Source organism: Sphaerospermopsis sp. FACHB-1094 (assembly GCF_014696195.1).
In the GTDB taxonomy this organism is placed as follows: Bacteria; Cyanobacteriota; Cyanobacteriia; order Cyanobacteriales; family Nostocaceae; genus Sphaerospermopsis; species Sphaerospermopsis kisseleviana.
The window spans coordinates 1-23,887 of the sequence record NZ_JACJPT010000010.1 but is presented as its reverse complement, the minus strand read 5'-3'; the positions used below and the strand labels follow the sequence as shown (position 1 = coordinate 23,887).

Below are 23,887 nucleotides of genomic sequence, written 5' to 3'. Positions count from 1 at the left end.
CCCAATCACCAGATGCAAAAAATCGTTAAATTTGATACAATTTATCAAAATTAGGAGAGCCAAGGAGCAAAATAAAGTGGTCTTAACGAAAGGCTTTGAAATTGAGATGTATACTGGCACACCTCAAGGTGAAATAGTTGGTCTCTCCGACCAAATTGTTGCGGATTTACAGGGATTTATGCGAGAGCCAGATAGCCGCAACGTAGAATACATCACTAAAGCTTCCACCAGTTACGAAAATCAATTGTGTGGTTTATTGCGCCCACGTCAGCAGTTACGGAAATATTTGCAGCGGTTAAACAATTACACATTGATACCAGGGAGTACCCTGTCCTTGGGAAGAAGCGATCGCTTTTACCGTTCTGACCTCACTAACCCTTATCATGACTACATTGAGCAAACCTACGGGACAAAAGTTGTCACCGCCAGCGTACATATTAATATTGGCATTCCCGATCCAGAAATATTAATGCGTGCCTGTCGGATTATCCGTATAGAAGCGCCACTTTTCCTTGCCCTAAGCGCCTCATCACCATTTTTAGATGGTAAAGCCACAGGTTATCATTCTACCCGTTGGGGACTCTTCCCCCAAACTCCCAGTCATGTACCTCTATTTGCCAGTCATGACCATCATATTCAATGGGTGGAAGCACAGTTAAAAGCTAGAACAATGCAAAATGTCCGACATTTGTGGACATCAGTTAGACCAAATGGCGATCGCCGTCCTTATGATTTAAATCGCTTAGAATTGCGAATTTGTGATTTAGTCACAGATCCTATTTTCTTATTAGCAATTACAGCCTTATTAGAAGCGCGGTTATTGCAAATCATTGACAACCCCAATATTGACCCCTTAACCCAAAGCAGTTTCTCACCTGAAGAACTAATTAATATAACCGCTAAAAATGAAATGGCAGCAGCCACATCCAGTCTTGATGCCCAATTGCAACATTGGCAAGATGGTAGTACCATACTCGCCAGAGATTGGATTAACCAGCTATATCAAGAAGTTTGGGGCATAGCCAAACAACAAGGCTTCGGTTGTTTCCTGTCTCCCTTACAGAAAATTCTCCGTGAAGGCAACGAAGCCCAACAATGGTTACAGTTACACAAACTTGGTGTCGATGCCCAGCAAGTCATTAAACAAGCCATCATTGCCACCCAAGAACGGGAACAAGAACTAGAAAGCAAATTATTTTGTTCCTCTGTCATGGCTTAGTGGGGACTGGGGACTGGGGACTGGGTACTGGGTACTGGGTACTGGGAAAAAATTTTAGACTTTAGATTGGATTTGACAAAAATAATCCAAAATCCAAAATCCAAAATCCAAAATTAATAACTCCTGCCTCCTTGACCTTATTTGTTTTAAAAATCTAATGTGTCCCTAGTGGTTAATGCCTATTAACAAAACCTATATATCGTCTATATGTGTTTTTAGGTATATTTTCTCTGATATACTCATAAACCCCAGTGCCTTCCTTGGTTTCTACTGGATTTTGACTTTTAACTTTTAACTTTTGACTTGTCTTATGCCCCAGGTAGTTTTAGTTAACCCGCAAATTCCTCCAAATACAGGCAATATTGCCCGTACTTGTGCCGCTACAGGGACAGAATTGCATTTGGTGGGTCCATTAGGGTTTGAAATTAGCGATCGCTACCTCAAAAGAGCAGGTTTAGATTACTGGCCTTACGTCAAACTGCACTATCACGAATCTCCAGAAGCATTCCAAATCATCCATCAACAGCGTGGAGGCAGATTGTTAGGGTTTAGCGTTCGTGGCAGTTTTAACTATATTAACTACCAGTATCAAACCGATGATTGGTTATTGTTTGGCAGTGAAACCACAGGTTTACCGCCAGATGTTCTCAATGTCTGTCACTCTACCCTCTACATACCCATGCACGAACCCGGCGTTCGCAGCTTGAATCTATCCGTAAGTGTGGCTATTGGCTTGTTTGAATGCCGACGACAGTTAGGGTATCTACAATAGTTAGCTAGGTTTTACTTATAAAGACTGAATCAGTTAGGAAAGAAGCAAATTCTCCACTTAACTGTTTAAGTATTATTACTAAAACAAGATTTAGATGTAGCAACATTTATATACTAAATCAACCTAGATAAAAAAAATTGCTGAGTCCAAAGATAGTCATATAAGAAATTTGTATAGAAACTTTGATTCCAAACCAAGAGACAATGATAGATTTTAGTGAATTGAAATTTTATCTCTGTCAGAGGTAAAATCATCAAAGCATTTACTGTCAAGCATCTTAGCTATTTGTATTATGAAATACAATCGACCATATCAGAAACTGCGGCGGATTTGTACGGTTGTTTTTTAGGAAATAAAAGCCGTAAAGTCTCCTGTTGATAAGACTGATTAGATAAAAAAACTTAGAAAATATCTACAGCAGGAACATCGTTTTTTTCAAAGTTGCAGCAGAGCAAATGCTAACAGCGATAGTGAACGGGATCAAAGCTATCAGATTTGTCCAGTCCCCGCTTTGAAAGCATGAGCATCAGGCATAACTGTCAAGAGCGAAAAATCCTGGGTTTTGTGAGGAGTGAAAACAGACAATTCAACGCAAAAATCTTAAGGTTGACTAACAAGTGTGAACTTGTCTAAATCAGAGAAGCAGGTTAATCTTGCCTAAGTATCTCTGGTAAATGTGATCTTGATCTATCGTTTGATGTGATCTCAAATTATGGATTAATATCCAACAGAAAAATCAAGATCAGTTAAGCGAAGCGTGATCATAGGAGGTCGTCTTTGAAACGAGCATTGAAAAAGAGAGTAAAGGCTGTGTTAAACAATACTCCCAACAGCGATGGTGTCCTGATCGAGCCGTCAAATGAGACAATTCACAAAACAAACCGCCGGGCGGGAACCCAAGCCGCGATGATTGGCTTGGCAATCTCAATGGGCGCAACCAGCCTTTTGGTGACTCGACAAAGCGATCAAGCCCAAGCAGCCGCGCCTGTTGGCAGTCAAAAAGCAGCCTCAACAATTCCTGCTGCTTCTGACACTGAGATAAAATTTGCGGCCACAAAGCTGGAGTCCCAAGCCGTCCCTTCAGCGAGCGTGCCTGAAAATCCTGTCATTGTCGGGGAACCAACAGCAGTTTCGCAAATGCCTGGGCTTGAAGCTAAATGGCCAGTTGCAGCCAAGGAAATGGCTGTACAAATTCAAACATCAGAAGCTAACAAAAATGCTGTCTACTTGCAACCCCAAGTAGAGCAGGGATTGAATAACAACTCAGTTCAATCTCGGTTACAAACAGAAAAACCACTGTCCCAGACAGAATCGCAATTTTCTCAAAATCAGGGTGTTGCTGATTCTCTATCCCCAGTCGTAATAGTAGAATCAGCAAACCCAGTTAGCAATGATGTTAATGCACAACTAAAAGCGCAGCAAGAGTTCGCACTCAATCGCTTACAGGAAAAATCCAACCGTTTAAGAAATAGTCTTGCCCAGTTGCGGCCTGATGAGACAAATAAGTTCTCAGAAGCTGGTATTGAGGTAGCACAACCAACAACTGTAGCTGATAACAGCTTGCCAGTACAGTCGTCAGAGGTGATAGATGCTAACCAAGCCGACCTAATATCCAGGTTAAAACAGGATAAACAAACAAGTGCGCCAGTGCAGAAAGCATTGACACCTGCACCCGCACCCGCAGTTGTCGCGCAATTAGCAACGACAACCTACGAAGTTAAACCCGGAGACACATTAGCCGAGATTGCTGATAATTACGGGACTTCTGTTTCCGATATCATCAAAGCTAATAATCTCGATGATCCCAACCAGCTGCAAATCAGTCAAAAACTGATTATTCCCACAGCTAAAGCAGAGCGTACCAGTTATACTCAGCCAACTGTAGCAATCAGTCCTACTTTCATCCGGCCTAGCAGCAATCCCAAACTTGCTGTTTCTCCGCTGAGTAAACCTGATCCAGAAGCTAATCTACCTCTGATTCCACAGTCACCAGTGGAAAGCAACAATAACAGTGTTGCCATTCCCGTACCTGTAGTCAAACAGTCACCAGTGGAAAGCAACAATAACAGTGTTGCCATTCCCGTACCTGTAGTCAAACAGTCACCAGTCGCTAGGAACAACAGCAGTGTTGCTATTCCCGTACCTTTAGCTGGGAATCAACTGCCGCCAACCCCAGAAACTGAATTCACTGCTCCTAATTCCTTGGCAGTGGGAGGTGATAATTCACAACTGGATATTGCGACAGAAACACAAACAGAGCAACAACTACCTCAAAAAACAGCAAAGCTCAAAGGTCCTGAGCGTATCCGCAGCTTGCAAGCCGAAATTGAAAGACTAAGGGAAAAATACCGCGCTCAAAAGTCTGGTGTAACTGTGGCTAACGTGGATGAAACTGAAAATACACCAGTCCCCGTTGTGGTGGAGAAAGCCAATAATCAAACAAATTTTCCAGTTAATGCTCAACTGAATGCGGTATCAATTTCTGTACCCAAGCCGATACAACCAGGCTATAGTCAACAACCGGTTAAGCCCTTGGTAAGTGCGGCTCGACCCAATAATGAGCCAATTAACCCCCAATTCATATCAAGGCAAACAGCTTTACCTGGTAACTCCTCTGGTAGTTCTTCTAGCATTAGGTTAAACGTACCTACCGCTGGTGTCAACTCTAGTGACTCCTTGGGTAACTTGCGCGGAACCAGAGTATCCCCAGCTTTACCACCTTTGGCAGCAGTAGATTTATATCTGCCCAAATCTGTTGAAGAAACTACAGAGCCTTCCTCTTCCACGGCGCATATTTGGCCTGCTAAGGGTGTGCTTACCTCTGGCTATGGCTGGCGCTGGGGTAGAATGCACAGAGGTATTGATATTGCTAACGGCGTGGGTACACCAATTTACGCCTCGTCTGCCGGTAGGGTAGAAAGAGCAGGTTGGAACAACGGTGGTTATGGACTCTTGGTTGATATCCGCCATGCTGATGGCAGCTTGACCCGCTATGCTCACAACAGCCGGATTTTAGTGCAAGTAGGTCAAGAAGTGGAACAAGGACAAATCATTGCAGCGATGGGTAGCACTGGTTTTAGCACAGGATCCCACATCCATTTTGAAGTTCACCCCGCAGGTAAGGGCGCAGTTAACCCCATTGCTTTCTTGCCATCACGGACACAGGCACGCCTGTAAATACTTGGCTGCTGGTTAATTTAGTAATTGTCTTGTTTGTGGAGGGAGTTTGACTCCCTCTTTTATTTTGGAAATATAGCAGGAGGCAGGAGGCAGGAGGCAGGAGTAAAACCGTTTTGTAGTAAGAGGTTCATTATTATATTGATGTCCTAACTACTCTGTCTACGGCTATATGGAAGAAAAAATTTGGCAAAAATTTGTTTTGGTCATTGCCACAGCCAAAATAGTGTGCTATATTAATTAATGTTGATAAAACGTTTGGCTCAGTAGCTCAGTTGGTTAGAGCACGGGACTCATAAGCCTGGGGTCGTTGGTTCAAATCCGACCTGAGCCATTTTTAAAAGAATAAATATAGTCAAGCCAGAATTGGTTATTTGCTAAATTAAACCTGATTTTCAGGCTTTATTTTAGCATTGATATAGTTTAACCAGTGCTAGTTAATAGTGTTTTGATTTAGTTTAATAACAGAAATAGATACGGGTTCAATTATTACAAATGTTGTGAGCGTATTAAGTTAGAAATAATTTACTTAGGCTATACTAAGTAATACAGATTTTCCAATGAGACATTTACCAAAATAATTACAATGGTTCAGAAAATCGCCTTATTTAATCATAAAGGTGGTGTTAGCAAAACTACCACTACCTTTAACTTAGGTTGGATGCTTGCAGCAAAGTCACAGTTTAGGATCTATCAATCAAAATTTATTAATGATTAGCGATTTTTTCTTAGTTCCCACAACTGCCGATTTCTTTTCCGTCATGGCTATAGATTCTCTAGCTAGAATTTTACCAAAATGGTGTGCTTGGGCAAGAAAAGCCAGTGAAAATCCCATATTAAAGGAAGCTAATTATCCATTTCCTGAATTTAGATTGAAATTTTTAGGAACTATAGTTCAAAACTATAGAATTATTAGGGGTAAAGAAACCACAGCATTTCAAATATGGATAGAAAAAATTGAAAATACAGTTAATCATAAGTTAAAACCAATTCTAGAAATAAATAATTTGTTGTTGCCTAATCAGGTATATGCTGAACAGGGAATGAATGTTAATTTGACCATGACAAAAATATCTAATTTCAATAGTCTAATTGCCCTATCTCAAGAACATTCTACATCTATTTATGCTTTAACATCTGAACAGTTAAAACAGTATGGTAGAGTATTAGAAGCTAATCAAAGAAAGCAACAAGAATTTAAAACAACGTTTTTCAATTTAGCAGATAAAATTATTGCCTTATCATCGAGTTATGCAGTCAGCACTTGATCAATTTCGGATTAGTATTCAGCGTGTTCGGGATTTAATTTCTCATTAAATTCTATCGTGTATCGTAGAAATAAAATTGCTCATGAAGCAGATATAGATCCTACCTTTGGGTTAGGAAATCGCTGGCCTATAGATGAATTGATGGTTGGTGATGCAGTAGATTTTATTGAACCAGTCGTTGAGAGTATTCATCAAATTTTATAATCTTAGATAAATCCAGATCCCCGAATTATCAAATAGATTAATAATTTATTGAGATGATTAAAAAAGAAGCCGAGGATTTTCATCTACCCCCAACCATACCCCAATTTAGATATAATCGATAAATTCACAATAAAATCAAACTACGCAAAATGACAACCACCACAAAAATCAAACTCCCCGAACTCTTAGCACCTGCGGGTAACTGGGAATGTGCAACTGCAGCAGTCGAAAATGGTGCAGATGCAATTTATTTTGGTTTAGAGAAATTTAATGCCAGAATGAGAGCAGATAATTTCACCATTGCAGACTTACCCGAATTAATGGAATTTCTACACCTACGGGGAGTCAAAGGTTATATCACCTTAAACACCCTAATTTTCCCCTCAGAACTGACAGAAGCAGAGCAATACCTCAAAAACATCATTTCTGCTGGTGTTGATGCTGTTATTGTGCAAGATGTGGGTATTTGTCGTTTAATTCGTCATCTTTCCCCAGACTTTCCCATTCACGCATCAACCCAGATGACTATTACCAGTGCTGCGGGGGTAGAATTTGCTAAATCTTTAGGATGTCAATTGGTAGTTTTAGCGCGAGAATGTTCAATTAAAGAAATCAATAAAATTCAACAACAAATATCTGAAAAAAATATTATTTTACCCTTAGAAATATTCGTTCATGGTGCTTTGTGCGTCGCATATTCTGGACAATGTTTAACGAGCGAAGCATTAGGAGGACGTTCCGCAAATAGGGGTGAATGCGCTCAAGCTTGTAGAATGCCATATCATTTAATTGCAGATGGAAAATTTGTAGATTTAGGTAATAGAAAATATTTACTCAGTCCGCAAGATTTAGCAGGTTTAGAAGTTTTACCAGAATTAGTAAAAACTGGAGTGACTTCTTTAAAAATAGAAGGACGATTAAAAACAGCAGAATATGTTGCTAATGTGACTCAAGTTTATAGAAAAGGATTAGATAAAATAGCGGAAAGACCTAACCCCCTAACCCCCTTCCCTACAAGGGAAGGGGGAACAAGAGTTCAAGACCAATATAATTTAGAAATGGCCTTTTCTCGCGGACTTTATACGGGTTGGTTTGAGGGAATAAATAATCAAGAATTGGTTCATGCAAACTTCGGTAAAAAACGCGGTGTTTATTTAGGAGAAGTTACTCGCATTAAAAATGAACAAATAACCGTTAAAATTTCCGCACCTGTTAAACCTGGTGATGGGGTAGTGTTTGATAGTGGACACCCAGAAGCGAAAGAAGAAGGGGGAAGAATATATGAAGTTATTCCCAAAGGTAAAGAAGTAATTTTAACTTTTGGGAGAAATAATTTAAACATACATAAAATAAATATCGGTGATAAAGTTTGGAAAACCAGTGACCCAGAATTAGATAAACAAATTCGTCAAAGTTATGAAGGTGAATATCCCAACTTTACCAAACCTATTAATATAGATGTCTATGGGGAAGTGGGAGATAAATTAATAGCTATTGCTGATGATGAACTTGGTAATATTGTCAAGGTTAAATCAGAGATATTATTACAGGAAGCACATACTAAACCTTTAACATCAGAAAAATTAAAGGAACAATTTGGACGTTTAGGAAATACACCTTTTCTTTTAGCAAGTTTGCAAAATCAGATTATTGGTAATGCAATGTTACCCGTGAGTGAGTTAAATAAAATGCGTCGGGAAATAGTAGAAAAATTAGAGGAGTTAAGAAGTAAACCTAAACTTTGGCAATTAAATCATAGTGCAAAATGGACGGATTTAATTAATCAAAATTTAAGTATAATTTCCAGAGGAATGAACCACAAAGAACGCGAAGGACACGAAGGAAAGAGGGTTGAAGAGAGTTATGGGTTTTGTGATGAAGATTGTAAAAATAATTTGATTGTTTTAGTCAGAAATATTCAACAACTCAAAGCAGCATTAAGAGCAGATATTAAAACAATATACTGTGAATTTGAAGATCCGCGCAATTATAGAGAAGCGGTCAAAATCTTTAAAGAATACCCAGTCACCAATCACCACTCCCCAGTCCCCAGTATTTTTGTAGCACCTCCCCGCATTACTAAACCGGGAGAAAATTGGATTTTAAAACAGGTTAAAGATTCCCAAGCAGATGGTTATTTGATTAGAAATTACGACCATTTAGAATATTTTGCAGGGGAAAGATGTATTGGGGATTTTTCCTTAAATGTTGCTAATCCTCTCACCGCAGATTATTTTATTAAGCGGTTTAATTTAGAAAGGTTAACTGCATCCTACGATTTAAATATTAACCAACTCGTAGATTTAATTACCAGTTATGCACCGCAATTTTTGGAGGTGACAATACATCAACATATTCCTATGTTTCACATGGAACATTGCGTTTTTTGTGCCTTTCTTTCTGAAGGAACAGACTACACTAACTGTGGTAGACCATGCGAAAAACACGAGGTCAAAATTAGAGATAGGGTAGGTAGTGAACACATCCTTACAGCAGACGCAGGATGTAGAAATACAGTATACAATGGTGCTGCTCAAACTGGGGCAGAATACGTACAAAAATTAATAGGTTTGGGTTTGCAACATTTGAGAATTGAATTTCTCAACGAAACACCAGCACAAGTACAGGAAACCATACATTATTATCAACAACTTATCCAAGGAGAAATCACAGGTTCAGAACTGTGGAAAACATTAAAGTTACAAAATCAACTTTTACAAAATCAATTAGGTGTGACTCGTGGTGCTTTAGGTTTGACCTAAAGCTGTTATACAGCTAAATTTTATCATCCTCACATTGTTACAGCAGTTTTCATGTCTTTAGACCACAGTCAGGGCGAAGCATTCGGATGATAGTCTTAGGTAAAAACCGATAATTAATTGTCCGAATGCTTCGCCCCTATATTGTTGACCCTAATTGTCGTGAGAGTTTTATTATCAATAGATGTCCTAACTACTTGTCTACAGCTATACATATTGTTTACATATTTTATGCAGTCTGACGCACCTGAAAATACTTGTATTTCTATCAAATCTACCCAAGTTGCGATAAGTAGTATTACAATACTGATAAACCTTATTTACTACTTACCATGTCAAATTTAGCGCCCCAGTGTCAGCAACTGCAAACACAAGTTGAGACAATTCTGCAACTACTACATCAAGAACCTGCTTTGCGTTCTCAAGATGTGACATCTGTGCAGATATCTTTAGATAAAGCTATTTCTCCCAGGTTTGAAATTGTGTTTGCAGGTGCTTTTAGTGCTGGGAAATCAATGTTAATTAATGCACTTTTGGAAAGAGAATTATTATATAGTGCAGAAGGACACGCAACAGGAACAGAATGTAAAATTGAATATGCGTCTGCAAATGAAGAAAGGGTAGTTTTAACTTTTTTGAGTGAAGCAGAAATCAGAGAACAAGCGATTTTTTTATGTCAACAATTGGGATTCAATACTGTTGATAATATCAACAAACAAGATGTAATTGATTTATTGCATCAAGGGTGTGATATGATTATTCAAAAAGAAGGGGGAGAAAGTAAATCAGAACGTGCAAAACTAGCTAAAGCATTAACTTTATTATTGGATGGATATGTAGCAAATCGTGAGAGAATCAAGACTTTGAATAATGCTACTTATTCAATGGAACAATTTAACTTTTCTAACCTCAAAGAAGCTGCGGGATATGCAAGACGAGGTAGTAATAGCGCGGTTTTAAAACGGATTGAATATTATTGTCATCATCCGCTTTTAGAAGATGGAAATATTATTATTGATACACCAGGAATTGATGCACCAGTAGCGAAAGATGCACTATTAACTTATGCAAAAATTCAACATCCAGATACATCCGCAGTAGTCTGTGTTCTCAAACCTGCATCCGCAGGAGATATGACAAAAGAAGAAACAGAACTTTTGGAAACAATGCGGGAAAATGCAGGTATTAGAGACAGGGTTTTTTATATTTTCAACCGCATTGATGAAACTTGGTACAATAACCAACTGCGACAAAGATTAGAAGATTTAATTAATGGACAATTTCGGGAGAGTCAAAGAGTTTATAAAACCAGTGGTTTGTTAGGTTTTTATGGAAGTCTTCTGAAACAAACCAGTCAACTAGATAGATTTGGGTTAGATTCGATTTTTGCGGAAAGTGTCAAAGGTTTAGATGGGAAAGAAGACACACCCCAATTTGTGAATGAATTTAATCGTTATTGTGCTAATGCTGGTAAATTATCACCTAGTCAATTTAGAATTTCTGTTAATAGTTTTGAAACTCCTAATCAAAACTATGTGAGAATTTTAAATGAACAGGGAACACCGTTAATTAAACAATTGATTCAAGATAGCGGAATTGAAGAATTTCGCAATGCAATCACCCGGTATCTGACAGAAGAAAAACGTCCTCAGTTATTTAAAAATCTTGCGGATGACTTAGGAGATATTTGCATCAAACTAGAAAAACACTATCAAAATATCCAACGAGATTTAGATAGTCAACCGCGAGAAATTGAAAGTATGAAAGAATATGAGTTGCAAAAATTAAATCAGCAACTCCAACAGGTTGGTAGAGATTTCAATCAACATATCAATGAAGAAGTCAATCAAATCATTAATAATCATTGTGAGGAATTTGAAAATGATTTTCGACAATTACAATCAAAAATGATTCGTCGTTTAGATGAGTTATTAGATACCTTTTCCGTCGCTGATGCTTATCGTCGTGCAACTTTGAGTCATCCCAGAAATGCAACCGCACCTTTATTAGCGATTTTGGTGGAAGCTTTCTATTATTTATCAAATCAGTTGGAGGATATTTTAACTGAGTCTTGTGAACAAGTGATTGGTAATTTATTCCAACAGTTAATGGAGAAGATTAGAAAATCAGAATATTACCGTCAATTGTATCGTTTGTTGGGTAATGATGGGGGAATTGAATTACAAGTTAAGGAGGTAGAGAAATTGATTTCTCAAGCTTTGGTAACTGCTGCTAGGGTGGAATGTGATAGATTTGTGAAAGAAAGTCCTAGATTTTACAATGAAGGAACTTTTTCTATCTATCAATTTCGACAAGTGTTAGAACAAACTTCTCAATCTTATGGTCCAGAAAGTGTGATAGAAGCTCAACCTGCAATTAGACAATTGTTGAAATTAGATTTTGAACCGAAAGTTTCTTACACTATTCGTCAATCTTTCCGTCAAACTATCAACCAAACTATTAAAACTCAGTTGTTACCAATGGGGGAAAAACAAGCTGATGAGATTTTACAACTTTATCCCCAAGCGCGTAGTTATTTAGAAAAGACTTTGCAACAAGAAGCTGAGGAAAAGATTGCTAATAATCAACGTTTGTTAAATCAGATTGAGGAGAAAATTCAAAATTATAATTCTGCGGTTTTGGGGATTAATAATTGTTTACAAGCTATGCAGTTATATGAACATCTGTTACCTGTGATTGGGGGTGAGGAGGTGTAGTATAATTTTTTGGGTGAATGCAGGGTTTTTCTGTGTTCACCACAATTTAGATTTTTTTCACGCAGAGACGCAGAAAACGCAGAGGAGGAAAGAAAATGGAAGATAATTTTGAAGTGTTTGATTTGGAAGATGGCGATATTGTGATTGATTTTGATGGACATATATTAAAAGTCAGTCAATTGGATCAAGCAATATCAAAAGTGATTTTAGATAATGATGGATTAAAGCAATTAAATGAGAAGTTAGATAAGATAAATAGTCGTACTTTACCATCTACGAAAAATAAAAAAGATTGGATAGAGCAAGGTGTTGATTGTAAAGTTTTAAAACCTGGTAAAAATTGGGAGTCTGGAAAGTTTAGAGTCAAATTTACCCTAGAATTTTGTCCTGATGAACCAGAAATTAAAGAACCTGAATCACCCCTTGATGATTTACGACGTAAAATAAACGAAGCTACATCATAAATAAATTAGTCCACCGAAGTGGACTTTGTTTGTGTAGACGCGATTTCTAATCGCTGGGTTGAGATTTTGTTTAATTGTCTGAATCAGGATATCCAGGATTTGAGGATTTTCTGGATGTTATAAAAAGAGGTATAATTGTTTGTGGTGAATGTGGCTTTTTCTGTGTTCACCATAGATATTTTTGGTCTGAATCAGGATGTCCAGGATTTAAGTATTTTCTGGATGTTATAAAAAGATATAAATTATATACTGATATTGACATTATATTATGTTGAGAAAATTAATTTATGTTAAAAACAATAAATTTAAAAATATTATTTATTATAATTATTCCATGTTATAAAACATACAAAAAATTCCCAAATCTAAGCATCCAACCCCATCCTGTAAATCCTTTAATCCTGGACATCCTGATTCAGACCAAAAATGATTCAACTTAAAAATAAACTCACCCTCGAAGAATTTATCGCACTTCCTGAAAGTGATACTATATATGAATTGGTTAACGGTGAAGCTATACCTAAATATAAAAATGAACAAATGTCACCTAAATTTTTTCACGGTTCAACTACAGGATCGCTATTTATATTATTATCAAAATGGGCGCAAGAAAAAGGCCGTGTTGTAATTGAATGGAGTGTCAAATTAACCAAGAATCGACAAGATTGGATACCCGTACCAGATTTAACTTATGTTTCTTATGAGCGTCTTCCTATTGACTGGTTAAAAGATGAACCTTGTCCAGTGATACCAGAATTAGTAATTGAAATTATTTCTCCTGGTCAAACTTTTGGAGATATGATTGAAAAAGCTACCTATTATTTACAAGCTGGAATTTCTTTAGTTTGGGTAGTAGATACAGTTTCGCAAACTATCACAGTCTTTACCTCATCTTCTCTACCTGTCACTTATAGAAATCAGCAAATTATTAGTAATGAATTATTATCAGGTTTGCAAATTACACCTTATGATATATTTAAAAAGGCAGGTTTAATTCGTTAAATCCTGTAAATTATCATTCAAACAACATCCACCTATGAACAACATCAAAACCCGCATTGAAACTTTTAACCACGGAAGAGATCCAGAATTATTAAAATTAAAATACAAAAAAATCTCTACTGATTCATTTTCTTTCTTTCGGGGAACTTGTCATTTATTCTATGAAGATTTACCTCAAGAATCATCTTTGAATAATGCACCTCTTACCTGGATATGTGGTGATTTACATTTAGAAAACTTCGGTAGTTATAAAGGTGATAACCGTTTAGTTTATTTTGATATTAATGATTTTGATGAATCAGTTATTGCACCTTGTACCTGGGATTTAGTGAGATTTATCACAAGTATTATTGTGGGTTCTCATGCAGTGGGAATAAATGACGAAGAAGCATTACATTTAAGTGAGATTTATTTAAAAACCTACACTGCAAATCTCGCTGATGGAAAAGCAAGAACTGTAGAAAAGGAAACTGCAAAAGGTTTAGTTAAAGACTTATTAGACAGTTTAGAACACAGAAAACGGGCTAAATTTTTAGATAAATACACCAAAGAAAAGAAAGGTAAGCGACGTTTAGTAGTTGATGATAAACGAATTGCAAAAGCTACAGATGCAGAACAAAAGAAAGTTAAAAACTTAATTACACAATGGCATCATACAACAGAACAAAATCCTGATTTTTATGAAATTCTCGATGTCGAAAAACGCATTGCTGGTAATGGGAGTTTAGGATTAGAACGTTATATAGTTCTAGTAGAAGGTAATGGTTCACCGGATGAGAACTATTTGCTAGATTTTAAAGAAACTCAACCCAGTTCTTTACAACCTTATCTGACTGTTTCGCAACCAAAATGGGAAACTCCAGGTGCAAGAGTGGTTGCAATTCAAAATCGTTTTCAAGGTATTGCACCTGCATTATTAGAACATATCAATGATGGTGAAAAATCTTATGTTTTAAAAGAATTGCAACCAGAAAAAGATACAGTCCATTTACAAGCTTGGGATGGAAATTTAGGACATTTAGAAAAATTAATCCAAACAATGGCCGAAGTTACAGCTTGGGATCAATTACGAAGTAGTGGTAGACAAGGTTCTGCGATCGCTGATGAATTAATTGAATTTGCTCAAACTACATCATGGCATAATTATAATAACTCTATTATGGAATATGCCCGCAATTATGCCCAACAAGTAGAAAAAGATTTTCAAGAATTTAGTCAATCAATATGAACAAAACCCCACGTATTCCCATACCTCCAGAAGTGAGACAGTATGTTTATCAAAGAGATAAATATCAATGTCAAAGCTGCGGTAAAACTTCCCTAGAAACAAACCTCAGTATTGATCATATTATCCCTTTATCCCGTGGGGGAAAAAACGATATTAGTAACCTGCAAACCCTTTGTTTAACTTGTAATCAAAACAAAACAAATAAAATTGATCATCGGTTTTACCGACATTTCTATCTTTAGTCGGTCTTCCTAACTCCTCCTTAAAAAGCAATCCATTATAAACTTTTGTGAGAATGGGGAATGGGGAATGGGGAATAGGGAATAGGGAATAGGTAATAATGGGGAAACATAAAATTGATTACCCAATCACCAATCACCAATCACCAATCATTGCATTCTATCAATTGTTCGATATTGAATTGCTTCTGCTACGTGCTGAGGTTTTAAATTTTCATCTCCTGCTAAATCTGCAATGGTGCGTGATACCTTGAGAATGCGATCGCTCGCTCTTGCAGATAACCCTAATTTTCTAATTGCTGTTTCTAATAAATTACGACTAGCATCATCTAATTTACACCAAGTTTGTAAATGACGACTTTGCATTTGTGCATTACATTTAACATTAGTTTCTGATTGAAAACGATTTGTGGCAATATCCCTTGCTTTTTGCACTCTTTCCCGCACAGCTTTTGATGATTCTCCTGTCGATCCTTGGGTAATTTCTTCTGGTTTTAACCGATTTACCGCTACTTGTAAATCAATTCTATCCATCAAAGGTCCTGATAATTTTGCCCAATATTGCTCTCTTTGTCTAGGTGAACAAGTACAAGGTTGAATTGTATCACCATAAAAACCACAAGGACAGGGATTTGTAGAAGCAACTAATGTAAATTGTGCCGGAAAAACTACAGATTGCCGAGTACGAGAAATCGTCACATAACCATCTTCTAAAGGTTGTCGTAAAAACTCTAAAACATCTCTTTTAAATTCTGTTAATTCATCTAAAAAAAGTATCCCCCGATGAGATAAAGAAATTTCACCAGGACGGGGAAAACTACCACCACCAACTAAAGACGGACCAGATGCAGAATGATGAGGACTGCGAAAAGGTCTTTCTCGTACTAATGAACCACGATTTTTTAATAAACCAGCTACAGAATGAATCCGAGTAACTTCTAAAGATTCCGAAAATTCTAAAGGTGGTAAAATTCCTGGTAAACGTCTTGCTAACATTGTTTTCCCACTTCCCGGAGGTCCGACAAAAATTAAATTATGTCCTCCAGCAGCAGCAATTTCTAAAGCTCGACGTGCATGAGCTTGTCCTTTGACATCTTGTAAATCTGCTAAATTTAAAGATGTCGCTGCTAATGTCTTTGGGTTTTCATTTAATTTAACAGGTTTGAATTTCCCCGGATTATTTAGTAAATCAACCACATCAGAAATATTACTACATCCATAAACATTTAAACCTTCCACTACCGCAGCTTCTTGAGTATTTTCCATAGGAACAATTAAACCAGAAATTCCCATTTTTTCAGCAGTTGCAGCAATAGGTAAAACACCAGCCACCGGACGCAAACTACCATCTAAAGAAACTTCACCTAAAAATAAAAAATCTCCTAATAAATCCGGGCTAACTTGTTCAGAAGCTGCTAAAATTCCCACACTAATTGGTAAATCAAAAGCTGGTCCTTCTTTCCTTAAATCTGCGGGAGTGAGGTTAATTACAATCTTTCGCAGGGGAAAAGCAAAACCCGCATTTTTCAATGTTGCTTTTACCCGTTCTTTTGATTCTTGAATGGCGGAATCTGGTAAACCTAAAATGATAATTCCTGGTAAACCACCAGAAACATCCACTTCCACACCCACCTTCACCGCGTCGATACCAACAATAGATGCACTCCAGACTCTAGCCAGCATTGTTCATATATGAATAAACCCTAATTATATCAAAGCAGATTTTCAGGTAAATTAACAATGAGTGAAATCACCGAATACAAATGTTATTAAAAACTTTTCAAACACCCTTTAAGGAAGGATACACTTTAAATTACCTAAATTAACCATTTGTTCCTGAGACTGGGGAATAGTTAGCTCAAAATTACAAATACCGCCTTCATAGTCCACATTAGCTGCATATTTTCCCGGAGCAACACTGTCTAAATAAAAATCTCCTTCCTTACCAATAGGTGAGTTAATAATTTGATTATTCACAGTGATATTTAACTGACCATAGGACGGAATTACAGTTTTTCCTGATGTTTCTACCGACAAAGTACCAACAATACTTTGAATTAGTTGCACAGGAAAACGCACAACCGCCCCACCTCGAAAAGGTGGAGTAATTACTTTTTCATTAGCATCAATTTTGTAGTTTAAAGGAATATCCTCATCTTGGATTTTCAAATTATTCCCATTATAAGGGCGCAGATTAGTAATTATTAAATTACCCTGAGAATCAGTGCGTCCAACTTCCTGATTATTACTGTAACCACGCACACCCCTTACCCCTGGAACTTTTATCAGTGCAAAGCTTTGGGTAACGGGAGGAGCAAGAAAAACACTATTTCCTATGCCGATAATACTACCAGAAACATTAACAGAACCACTATTTTTACCATTATTGCGGTTGAGGTTTAACTCATAAACGCCAAAGGGAGCGCGATACTGAATACTACCATTGCCGGGAATTTTTTCCCCGTTGGGGTTAACCTGAAGACGGTAGCCCAAGCCATTACCAGCCGGTGGAGATTTCTGTACGGATACAGTTGAGTTAATTGCAGTTTTACCATTGGTATTTTGCCGATTAATACTAGCCCTCGCATTACCTAAAGTATAATTGAACCCGATAAATAGTTCATTTGTAGTTGGTTGTGTAGGTTGGTTAGACTGGCTGAGATTGATAGATAAATCTGCACTGGAATTGAGACGCAAACTACTGGTGAGAGCCAGGCGGTTACTGTGTCCTTTATCACGGAAGTCAGAGGACGCATACTGCAAACCTAAGCTTAAATTACGGGTAGGAGATATAGAAATAAAAGCATTATTTTCTAACTTGGCTCTGTCATCTAATGCTGTCAAACTTAAATTAGCATATCGGTCACTCAACAGCCGCACCGAACCACCAAAACCGATATTACGACCAGAATAGCTATAAGTGAGGGCAGCCGCAGCCCCCGGTATTCCTGATTCACTACTGACGGCTAGGGATAGTCCTAAAGCCCCAAAGGGTAGGCTAGTGGTTAGACTAGAACCACCACTAATTAAATTACTAGCAACCTCCAAGCGCCCGCCCAGGGTCAGGGAGTTGGTGATACCCTGACGATAGCGACCGAGAAAAGCCGGAGAACCATAATTAAAATTATCAGAGTCTAGTTTAAATCGCCGTAAACCTAAATTAAAACTGTAGTCAGATAAACCGGGTTTTAGTAACCCTGTAGCAAAATAAAAAGGTGAAGTAATTACCTGTTCTCGACCCAAAGCATCACGAATTACAACTTTTGTAGAACCACTACCGGAGGGTAGGAGTAAATTATCAAATTGAAAGCGACCGGGGGGTACTTCTGTTTGATTTACTCTTTGTCCATTAACAAAAACCTCTACTTTGGAAGGTGTTAAGGCTACACCAGATAAACTAAAAGTTGGTTGTTGAATGACATTAGGATTTAGTCCAAAATCCCGTGAATTACTCACACCAGCCATAAACATTCCTCCCCCTAAATCGCCGGCACTGACAAAGGAATCACCAATTACCCATTTAGTCATTTTTTGGGGATTGTCTAAGGTGAAATTTGTTAAACCTCGCAGCCAAGAACCGTCAGTTTTGCGGGAAAAACTGCTATAAAGTAAACTTTTATTAATGCTTAATCCTGATTCTCCAAAAAATGTATAATTGTTGAAGTTGAATTTTTCAACGTCAACAGGTAAATTAAAAGCATAATTAAAGAAAACACTAGTGTTTTGACTATAAGTAATATTTTGGGGTGACTGGCGACCTAAATTAAATGAGTTACTCTTTAATAATTCTGGTTGGGCTGTTATACTTAAAGTTAAGGCTTTTTCATCAAAAATATAGCTTAACTGGGGAGCTAAGGAAGTCAGAGAAACATAAATTTCATTATTAATAGTTTCTCGACTACCAGCGAAACTTTCTAACCCGGCTTTTTCTAAATCAGGAAGACTAACAAGAATATCCTTGGGGCGTAAAATCACAAAAATTGCTTCTTTAGCTACCTGATTAACTGTCAGTTCCAAAATTGCATTTTGTTCTTGTGCAGCAACCTCAGAACAGACTACAAAACTCCAACCCGAAACCAACAGCAACCACCAGCCATTATTTACAGACATCAAACCAGACATAAAACCAGACATCAAACCAGACATAAAACCAGACATAAAACCATGAAAGTGCGCCCTTCCTTATTAACTGTTTTGCTGCTTATAGCCAGTTCCACTGCTCCCGCAATGGCAGGTAGTGCAAATGCTAATTTGAATGTTTCTGCTTCCGTAGTTCCTAGTATCACGATTACCCCACCTGTTGATCCTGTGCCAATACCAGTTGAAAACGTAATTGATCCGTCTACTCCGGCAATGGTAACATTACCAATCGCTATCACTTTACCGAGTGGTATTACTGGGAAAATTACCCTGGGACAAGGACAAAATGCCTCTACTGGCTCCACAGACACTAACCCCGTGCGCCGCATGACTGATGGTGACGGAAATTATCTATTGTATGAATTATATCAAGATGCAAATAGGACAATAATTTGGGGGAACACCGATAACACTGCTTTGTCATTGACTGGTACGGGTTCAGCCAGTAATGTCAATCTTTATATTAAGATTCCGGCGGGGCAAAATGTGCCGGCGGGAAATTACCAGGACACGATGCAACTGAGAGCGACTTTGTAAGCATTTTGAAATTAACCCCACCCTAACCCCTTACAAGGGTAGGTATTTTACATTGTCATGAGGGCAAGACAAGGTGGACAAGGTGACAAGGGAGGAAACCAGTACAAAGTCTATATTCTTAGTCACAAAAATAGTCCGTCAAAAAACCATTGTCCGTATAAAATCTTCCTTGTCCATCCCTTCGACTACGCTCAGGACAAGCCTTCCTTGTCTTCGGTGGTCTTGCCTTCACAAATCATATTAAAAACCTACCCCTGTGAGGGGGACTAAGGGGGGTAAGCAGCAGCACAAGCGCCCTGGGGAGTATCTAGGGTTTCTTTAAAGGTGGTTTTTGCAGTTTTTACTTCCACTACCAGTTTCTTGACCCCATTACATTTTTCCTTGGGTGGTAATCCTACACTGTAGGATTTAGTATTACCCGCTAAAATATACCAACTATTAACAGCAGTTTCAATGATTTTTTCCCCTGTGGCACTTAGTCCTTGCACTGTTATTTGCTGTGGACGAAGATTGACATTACCAGTATTATTAATCTCAAAAGATAAATTACCTTTTTTGATTGCTAGTTGTCCCATTTTTCCTGACTGGTTGATTTGGCTCGGTTGTAGAAAAATAGGAATACTTAAATTAGTTAAGACTTGGATGGCATTCTGGGTGGGTTGACTGGTTTTTGTCGGTAGTTCTTCCACAATCAATCGGTAAGTTTTTTCGACAGTATTAATGGGAACTTTAGAACCGAGTCTAATTTGCCGTTCTCCCTGGGATTCTACGGAAAGTAGAGATGGAAACAGAATAATATCTTCAGTAGGAGTGAGTTTGTCTTCTCCTTGGGCATTTTGTTCCCATTTGAATACTTTGAATTGAAAGCTGGCAGCACTGGTATCCTGATTACGTAATTTCAGCAGAGCAGTGGAAACTCTGGGAGAAAGAACAACATTAATGGGACTAACGTTATAATTACTTGCGTTGGCTTGGGATGTTTTAAAACATAAGCCCAGAAATAGGCTGGGAAACAGCAGTAATTTTAAGCGGGAACTGAGGGTAAACACGAGAATTAACCTTATTTGCAGGGTGCGTTAGGACAGAAACGTAACGCACCAAAATTTTGCGTCGTGGGTTACGGATATCGCTTGTGTAATTTTTACCAGATGTCTTTTGGATGATCAGGGCTTAGTAAGTAACAGTAGCTGTTACAGTTACCCGACTTCTTCAAGAATTCGGGCATCTAAGTATTAAATTCTCTTAACAATTGATTTGAGCTACTACAGCATCAGAGTAAGTAGTGGCATCAGCAGCTTGTCCAGCTGGGATTCTACCGTAAATAGTAGTAGTATCTTGTGGATTACCATTCGACTGTAGCTACTACAGTATCAGAGTAAGTAGTGGCATCAGCAGCTTGTCCAGCTGGGATTCTACCGTAAATAGTAGTAACTTGTGCACTACCAGTTCCAGTAACGTTCGGACTAGTATCAACAGTATTTCCCCAATTTGTAGTGCGTGCTGAATTCTGGTAAATGTTATAATTGATATATCCATTACCAGAATTCTTAAGCCTACGCCCTGGGGAGACATTAGTAGACCCAGTTGCAGCATTTGCGCCTTGTCCTAACCTAATATACGTTCCCCTACCATTACTGCAAGTTGTAGTTACAGTTGCTGTTGCATCTAAGTGAGTGGTGGCATGAGTAACGAGTGGATCATAATCGCCAAATGCAAGTGGAGTCGTAGAAATACTGCAGTTACTAATAACAGTAGCTGAGACATTTATATCACTTGTTGCTGTACCTGCCATTGCTGGAGCGGCATAACCGGCAGTGATTAAGATGGCGGAAGCTAAAGCAAAACGACGAATCATGGTTTAAGTTTCCTGGGTACAAAAAAATATTAGGTTGAGAAAATATGTCTTTTGGTGGATGATTTTTTCTCAGTGTATGTTATCATTCACCCCCCCCGCATACATCAATATAAATACTGATTTTATTGGGAATTGAGAAAATTTATTATACAAGCTATGGATATCCATGAAGATGCTGAAAATACTTTATTTAGCTGCATTGATTACAAATAAACATTTACACATATTCCGAAATAAGTAAATAAAGTTACTTAACACATAAATACCTCTCAATGCCTCTTTTTTCAACGGGGCTTTCAGGCTCTATCCCTTATGAAACAAGCTGTTTAACCGCCTTGTCACCCGTTAAGCCTCTTTTACTCTCCCTGCAACTGCGGTTAGATGATGTGATGCCCTGGTGTTGATAGTTGGGACAATTCATTTTCTATCAAGTATAATTAAATCATCCATAACGGTGAAGTTAAGGTATATAAATCATGGTTCAAGTTTTACAAAAACCAGTAACCTTTGCAGAATTTGCAGATTGGAAACCAGATGGAGAACGCTATGAACTGCATAATGGAGTAATTGTGGAAATGTCACAACCAACAGGACTACATGAAGATATCATAGGTTTTACAGCTAGAAAAATAACTGTAGAATTTGATAGATTAAATCTTCCTTATTCCATTCCTAAACAAGCATTAGTCAAACCACCTGAAAGCGAATCAGGTTATTTACCAGATATTCTATTATTAAACCGGACTAATTTAGTCAATGAACCTCTTTGGCAAAAACAATCAACTGTAACTCAAGCTGCTTCTATTCCCTTAATTATTGAGGTTGTCAGCACTAATTGGCGTGATGACTACTTAACTAAATTACGAGATTATGAAGAAATTGGCATTCCTGAATATTGGATTATTGATTATTTAGGTTTAGGAGGTATTCGTTATATAGGTAGTCCTAAACAACCTACTATATCTATTCATTTATTGATTGATGGTGAGTATCAAGTAAGGCAGTTTAGAAATGATGAAAAGATAATATCACCAACTTTTCCAGATTTGAATTTGACTGCTAAACAGATTTTTCAAGCTGGTAATATTTGAGCAATATTGATCTTTATTGTTCTTTACACATTACTTGATTCTCAATTCACTTTTTGAGTAATTAATGATTGCAAGTTTTCCATGATCAGTCTTAATTCCTCTAAACTTTCAACTGTGAGAATTGAACGTTGAATTATTTTTAATGTTTCAAAATCCGATATTTCTGATATTTTCGGCATAAACTTTAATCCTTCATTGCCAAATTTCACTTCTAAAGATAATTCAATACTTGAGATTCTTTCTTCTCTCAGCGCGGATAAGTACATCACTTTCTCTACTAATCCACTGAAATTCAGAATTGAGTATTTCTTTAGCAACTACATCCGGGATTTGTGTTACCCATTTTACCTAGTTGTTGGGTGCGAGACTAATTAAACGTTTGGTACTGACATCCGCAGGTTTGGTAATAAAGCTATAGATGCACTGATTACACAACAGCTTAACTTTTTCTCTGCAAAAAAGCGATACCCACGGTAAGCGATCGCCACCTCACCCAACTATCCCCTAAAATCTCTAACAGATATACTAGGTAAAACCGCATGAGTGAAACCAAAGATACCATTTTCGGTAAAATCATCCGTCGGGAAATCCCCGCAAACATCGTTTATGAGGATGATTTGGCTTTAGCCTTTACAGATGTTAACCCCCAAGCACCAGTTCACATCCTTGTCATTCCCAAAAAACCCATAGTTAACATAGCTACCGCCCAACCGGAAGATCAAGCATTATTAGGACATCTATTATTAACAGTCCAAAAAGTCGCCGCCCAAGCAGGACTAGAAAACGGTTATCGCGTAGTCATGAACACTGGTAACGATGGCGGTCAAACCGTCTATCACCTACACATACACATCTTAGGCGGTCGTCCTATGGCATGGCCTCCTGGTTGATCTTCACCTATCAATCATCTACCAATCTTATGGGATAGGCATCTTGCCCGTCCCATGATCATTTCTGTCAACGCCACTACATTAGAAAAATCTATAAAAGTTATAAACAAAACTAATTTTAATTCTCTTTACAAAACTAAATACACAGTTTATGATTTGTGCAGAGGTGAGAAAAACAACTCGCCGATATTATAAACAGAGCAATCATAAAAACATGACCGCAACCATTCAACAGCGCCAAAGCGCCAACGTATGGGATCGTTTCTGTGAATTTATCACCAGCACCAATAACCGCCTTTACATCGGCTGGTTTGGCGTATTAATG

Annotated in this window: 19 protein-coding genes, 1 tRNA gene and 1 pseudogene; 16 read left to right on the top strand and 5 right to left on the bottom strand. The window is 37.8% G+C overall.

Annotation, left to right across the window (positions count from 1 at the left end; genetic code table 11):
- Nucleotides 1-76: 76 nt before the first annotated feature.
- From gshA to H6F47_RS04650, 12 genes are all read left to right on the top strand, one after another.
- Complete coding sequence (gene gshA, locus H6F47_RS04705) at nucleotides 77-1,219, top strand: glutamate--cysteine ligase (RefSeq protein ID WP_137666312.1); 1,143 nt, start codon at nucleotides 77-79, stop codon at nucleotides 1,217-1,219.
- Nucleotides 1,220-1,529: 310 nt separating this feature from the next.
- Nucleotides 1,530-1,991: a tRNA (cytidine(34)-2'-O)-methyltransferase gene (locus H6F47_RS04700; RefSeq protein ID WP_096567441.1), complete on the top strand. Its 462-nt coding sequence runs from the start codon at nucleotides 1,530-1,532 to the stop codon at nucleotides 1,989-1,991.
- A gap of 810 nt (nucleotides 1,992-2,801) precedes the next feature.
- Nucleotides 2,802-5,168, top strand: a complete 2,367-nt coding sequence (locus tag H6F47_RS04695; protein WP_347237730.1) for a peptidoglycan DD-metalloendopeptidase family protein — start codon at nucleotides 2,802-2,804, stop codon at nucleotides 5,166-5,168.
- 260 nt (nucleotides 5,169-5,428) lie between these two features.
- Nucleotides 5,429-5,502 (top strand) — tRNA-Met (locus H6F47_RS04690).
- 376 nt (nucleotides 5,503-5,878) lie between these two features.
- A complete protein-coding gene (locus H6F47_RS04685; RefSeq protein ID WP_199291064.1) occupies nucleotides 5,879-6,436 on the top strand; it encodes a hypothetical protein in 558 nt (185 codons plus the stop codon).
- 57 nt (nucleotides 6,437-6,493) lie between these two features.
- Nucleotides 6,494-6,640 (top strand): hypothetical protein, encoded by a 147-nt coding sequence (locus H6F47_RS04680; protein ID WP_236104184.1) that lies wholly within the window; start codon nucleotides 6,494-6,496, stop codon nucleotides 6,638-6,640.
- Nucleotides 6,641-6,789: 149 nt separating this feature from the next.
- Nucleotides 6,790-9,402, top strand: coding sequence for a U32 family peptidase (locus H6F47_RS04675; protein ID WP_190647862.1), 2,613 nt, complete (start codon nucleotides 6,790-6,792; stop codon nucleotides 9,400-9,402).
- Nucleotides 9,403-9,731: 329 nt separating this feature from the next.
- Nucleotides 9,732-12,116: a dynamin-like GTPase family protein gene (locus tag H6F47_RS04670; protein ID WP_190647859.1), complete on the top strand. Its 2,385-nt coding sequence runs from the start codon at nucleotides 9,732-9,734 to the stop codon at nucleotides 12,114-12,116.
- Nucleotides 12,117-12,211: 95 nt separating this feature from the next.
- Nucleotides 12,212-12,580 (top strand): KGK domain-containing protein, encoded by a 369-nt coding sequence (locus H6F47_RS04665; RefSeq protein ID WP_137668288.1) that lies wholly within the window; start codon nucleotides 12,212-12,214, stop codon nucleotides 12,578-12,580.
- Between the two features lie 426 nt (nucleotides 12,581-13,006).
- Nucleotides 13,007-13,582: a Uma2 family endonuclease gene (locus tag H6F47_RS04660; RefSeq protein ID WP_137668289.1), complete on the top strand. Its 576-nt coding sequence runs from the start codon at nucleotides 13,007-13,009 to the stop codon at nucleotides 13,580-13,582.
- 34 nt (nucleotides 13,583-13,616) lie between these two features.
- Nucleotides 13,617-14,810, top strand: coding sequence for a DUF2252 domain-containing protein (locus tag H6F47_RS04655; RefSeq protein ID WP_190647857.1), 1,194 nt, complete (start codon nucleotides 13,617-13,619; stop codon nucleotides 14,808-14,810).
- Nucleotides 14,807-15,052 carry an HNH endonuclease gene (locus H6F47_RS04650; protein ID WP_137668291.1) on the top strand — a complete coding sequence of 82 codons (246 nt, stop codon included), beginning with the start codon at nucleotides 14,807-14,809 and terminating at the stop codon, nucleotides 15,050-15,052. Before H6F47_RS04655 ends, H6F47_RS04650 begins: the two co-directional genes overlap by 4 nt.
- Before the next feature lie 147 nt (nucleotides 15,053-15,199).
- Here the strand turns inward: H6F47_RS04650 and H6F47_RS04645 are convergent, their stop codons facing one another.
- Both H6F47_RS04645 and H6F47_RS04640 read right to left on the bottom strand, forming a co-directional pair.
- Nucleotides 15,200-16,732, bottom strand: coding sequence for a YifB family Mg chelatase-like AAA ATPase (locus H6F47_RS04645; RefSeq protein ID WP_190347320.1), 1,533 nt, complete (start codon nucleotides 16,730-16,732; stop codon nucleotides 15,200-15,202).
- A gap of 108 nt (nucleotides 16,733-16,840) precedes the next feature.
- Complete coding sequence (locus H6F47_RS04640; protein ID WP_242027330.1) at nucleotides 16,841-19,207, bottom strand: fimbria/pilus outer membrane usher protein; 2,367 nt, start codon at nucleotides 19,205-19,207, stop codon at nucleotides 16,841-16,843.
- Nucleotides 19,208-19,213: 6 nt separating this feature from the next.
- On the opposite strand from H6F47_RS04640, the gene H6F47_RS04635 reads away from it, so the two are divergent.
- A complete protein-coding gene (locus H6F47_RS04635; RefSeq protein ID WP_190647855.1) occupies nucleotides 19,214-19,726 on the top strand; it encodes a spore coat U domain-containing protein in 513 nt (170 codons plus the stop codon).
- A 266-nt stretch (nucleotides 19,727-19,992) separates the two neighbouring features.
- Here H6F47_RS04635 and H6F47_RS04630 read toward each other — a convergent pair whose 3' ends face one another.
- Nucleotides 19,993-20,775 (bottom strand): fimbria/pilus periplasmic chaperone, encoded by a 783-nt coding sequence (locus tag H6F47_RS04630; protein WP_236104102.1) that lies wholly within the window; start codon nucleotides 20,773-20,775, stop codon nucleotides 19,993-19,995.
- A gap of 293 nt (nucleotides 20,776-21,068) precedes the next feature.
- Entirely contained in the window at nucleotides 21,069-21,581 is a 513-nt protein-coding gene (locus tag H6F47_RS04620) for a spore coat U domain-containing protein (protein WP_190647853.1), read from the bottom strand.
- A 476-nt stretch (nucleotides 21,582-22,057) separates the two neighbouring features.
- On the opposite strand from H6F47_RS04620, the gene H6F47_RS04615 reads away from it, so the two are divergent.
- The gene (locus H6F47_RS04615) at nucleotides 22,058-22,672 is read left to right on the top strand and encodes a Uma2 family endonuclease (protein ID WP_190647851.1); all 615 of its coding nucleotides are present in this window, start codon (nucleotides 22,058-22,060) and stop codon (nucleotides 22,670-22,672) included.
- Between the two features lie 41 nt (nucleotides 22,673-22,713).
- Here H6F47_RS04615 and H6F47_RS04610 read toward each other — a convergent pair whose 3' ends face one another.
- Nucleotides 22,714-22,938, bottom strand: coding sequence for a hypothetical protein (locus tag H6F47_RS04610; protein WP_242027332.1), 225 nt, complete (start codon nucleotides 22,936-22,938; stop codon nucleotides 22,714-22,716).
- Between the two features lie 273 nt (nucleotides 22,939-23,211).
- Here H6F47_RS04610 and H6F47_RS04605 point away from each other — a divergent pair, with 273 nt between their 5' ends.
- Nucleotides 23,212-23,562: a histidine triad nucleotide-binding protein gene (locus tag H6F47_RS04605; RefSeq protein ID WP_096567417.1), complete on the top strand. Its 351-nt coding sequence runs from the start codon at nucleotides 23,212-23,214 to the stop codon at nucleotides 23,560-23,562.
- 214 nt (nucleotides 23,563-23,776) lie between these two features.
- Nucleotides 23,777-23,887, top strand: a pseudogene (locus tag H6F47_RS04600) (photosystem II q(b) protein); the annotation flags it as partial.

Excerpts from the sequence above, each read along its gene's own strand:
- H6F47_RS04635 (WP_190647855.1), top strand. The coding sequence starts at position 19,214 with ATGAAAGTGCGCCCTTCCTTATTAACTGTTTTGCTGCTTATAGCCAGT.
- H6F47_RS04670 (WP_190647859.1), top strand. The coding sequence starts at position 9,732 with ATGTCAAATTTAGCGCCCCAGTGTCAGCAACTGCAAACACAAGTTGAG.
- H6F47_RS04655 (WP_190647857.1), top strand. The coding sequence starts at position 13,617 with ATGAACAACATCAAAACCCGCATTGAAACTTTTAACCACGGAAGAGAT.
- H6F47_RS04645 (WP_190347320.1), bottom strand. The coding sequence starts at position 16,732 with ATGCTGGCTAGAGTCTGGAGTGCATCTATTGTTGGTATCGACGCGGTG.
- H6F47_RS04610 (WP_242027332.1), bottom strand. The coding sequence starts at position 22,938 with ATGTACTTATCCGCGCTGAGAGAAGAAAGAATCTCAAGTATTGAATTA.
- H6F47_RS04685 (WP_199291064.1), top strand. The coding sequence starts at position 5,879 with ATGATTAGCGATTTTTTCTTAGTTCCCACAACTGCCGATTTCTTTTCC.
- H6F47_RS04675 (WP_190647862.1), top strand. The coding sequence starts at position 6,790 with ATGACAACCACCACAAAAATCAAACTCCCCGAACTCTTAGCACCTGCG.
- H6F47_RS04620 (WP_190647853.1), bottom strand. The coding sequence starts at position 21,581 with ATGATTCGTCGTTTTGCTTTAGCTTCCGCCATCTTAATCACTGCCGGT.
- H6F47_RS04640 (WP_242027330.1), bottom strand. The coding sequence starts at position 19,207 with ATGTCTGGTTTTATGTCTGGTTTGATGTCTGGTTTTATGTCTGGTTTG.
- H6F47_RS04660 (WP_137668289.1), top strand. The coding sequence starts at position 13,007 with ATGATTCAACTTAAAAATAAACTCACCCTCGAAGAATTTATCGCACTT.
- H6F47_RS04665 (WP_137668288.1), top strand. The coding sequence starts at position 12,212 with ATGGAAGATAATTTTGAAGTGTTTGATTTGGAAGATGGCGATATTGTG.
- H6F47_RS04605 (WP_096567417.1), top strand. The coding sequence starts at position 23,212 with ATGAGTGAAACCAAAGATACCATTTTCGGTAAAATCATCCGTCGGGAA.
- H6F47_RS04650 (WP_137668291.1), top strand. The coding sequence starts at position 14,807 with ATGAACAAAACCCCACGTATTCCCATACCTCCAGAAGTGAGACAGTAT.
- H6F47_RS04615 (WP_190647851.1), top strand. The coding sequence starts at position 22,058 with ATGGTTCAAGTTTTACAAAAACCAGTAACCTTTGCAGAATTTGCAGAT.
- H6F47_RS04700 (WP_096567441.1), top strand. The coding sequence starts at position 1,530 with ATGCCCCAGGTAGTTTTAGTTAACCCGCAAATTCCTCCAAATACAGGC.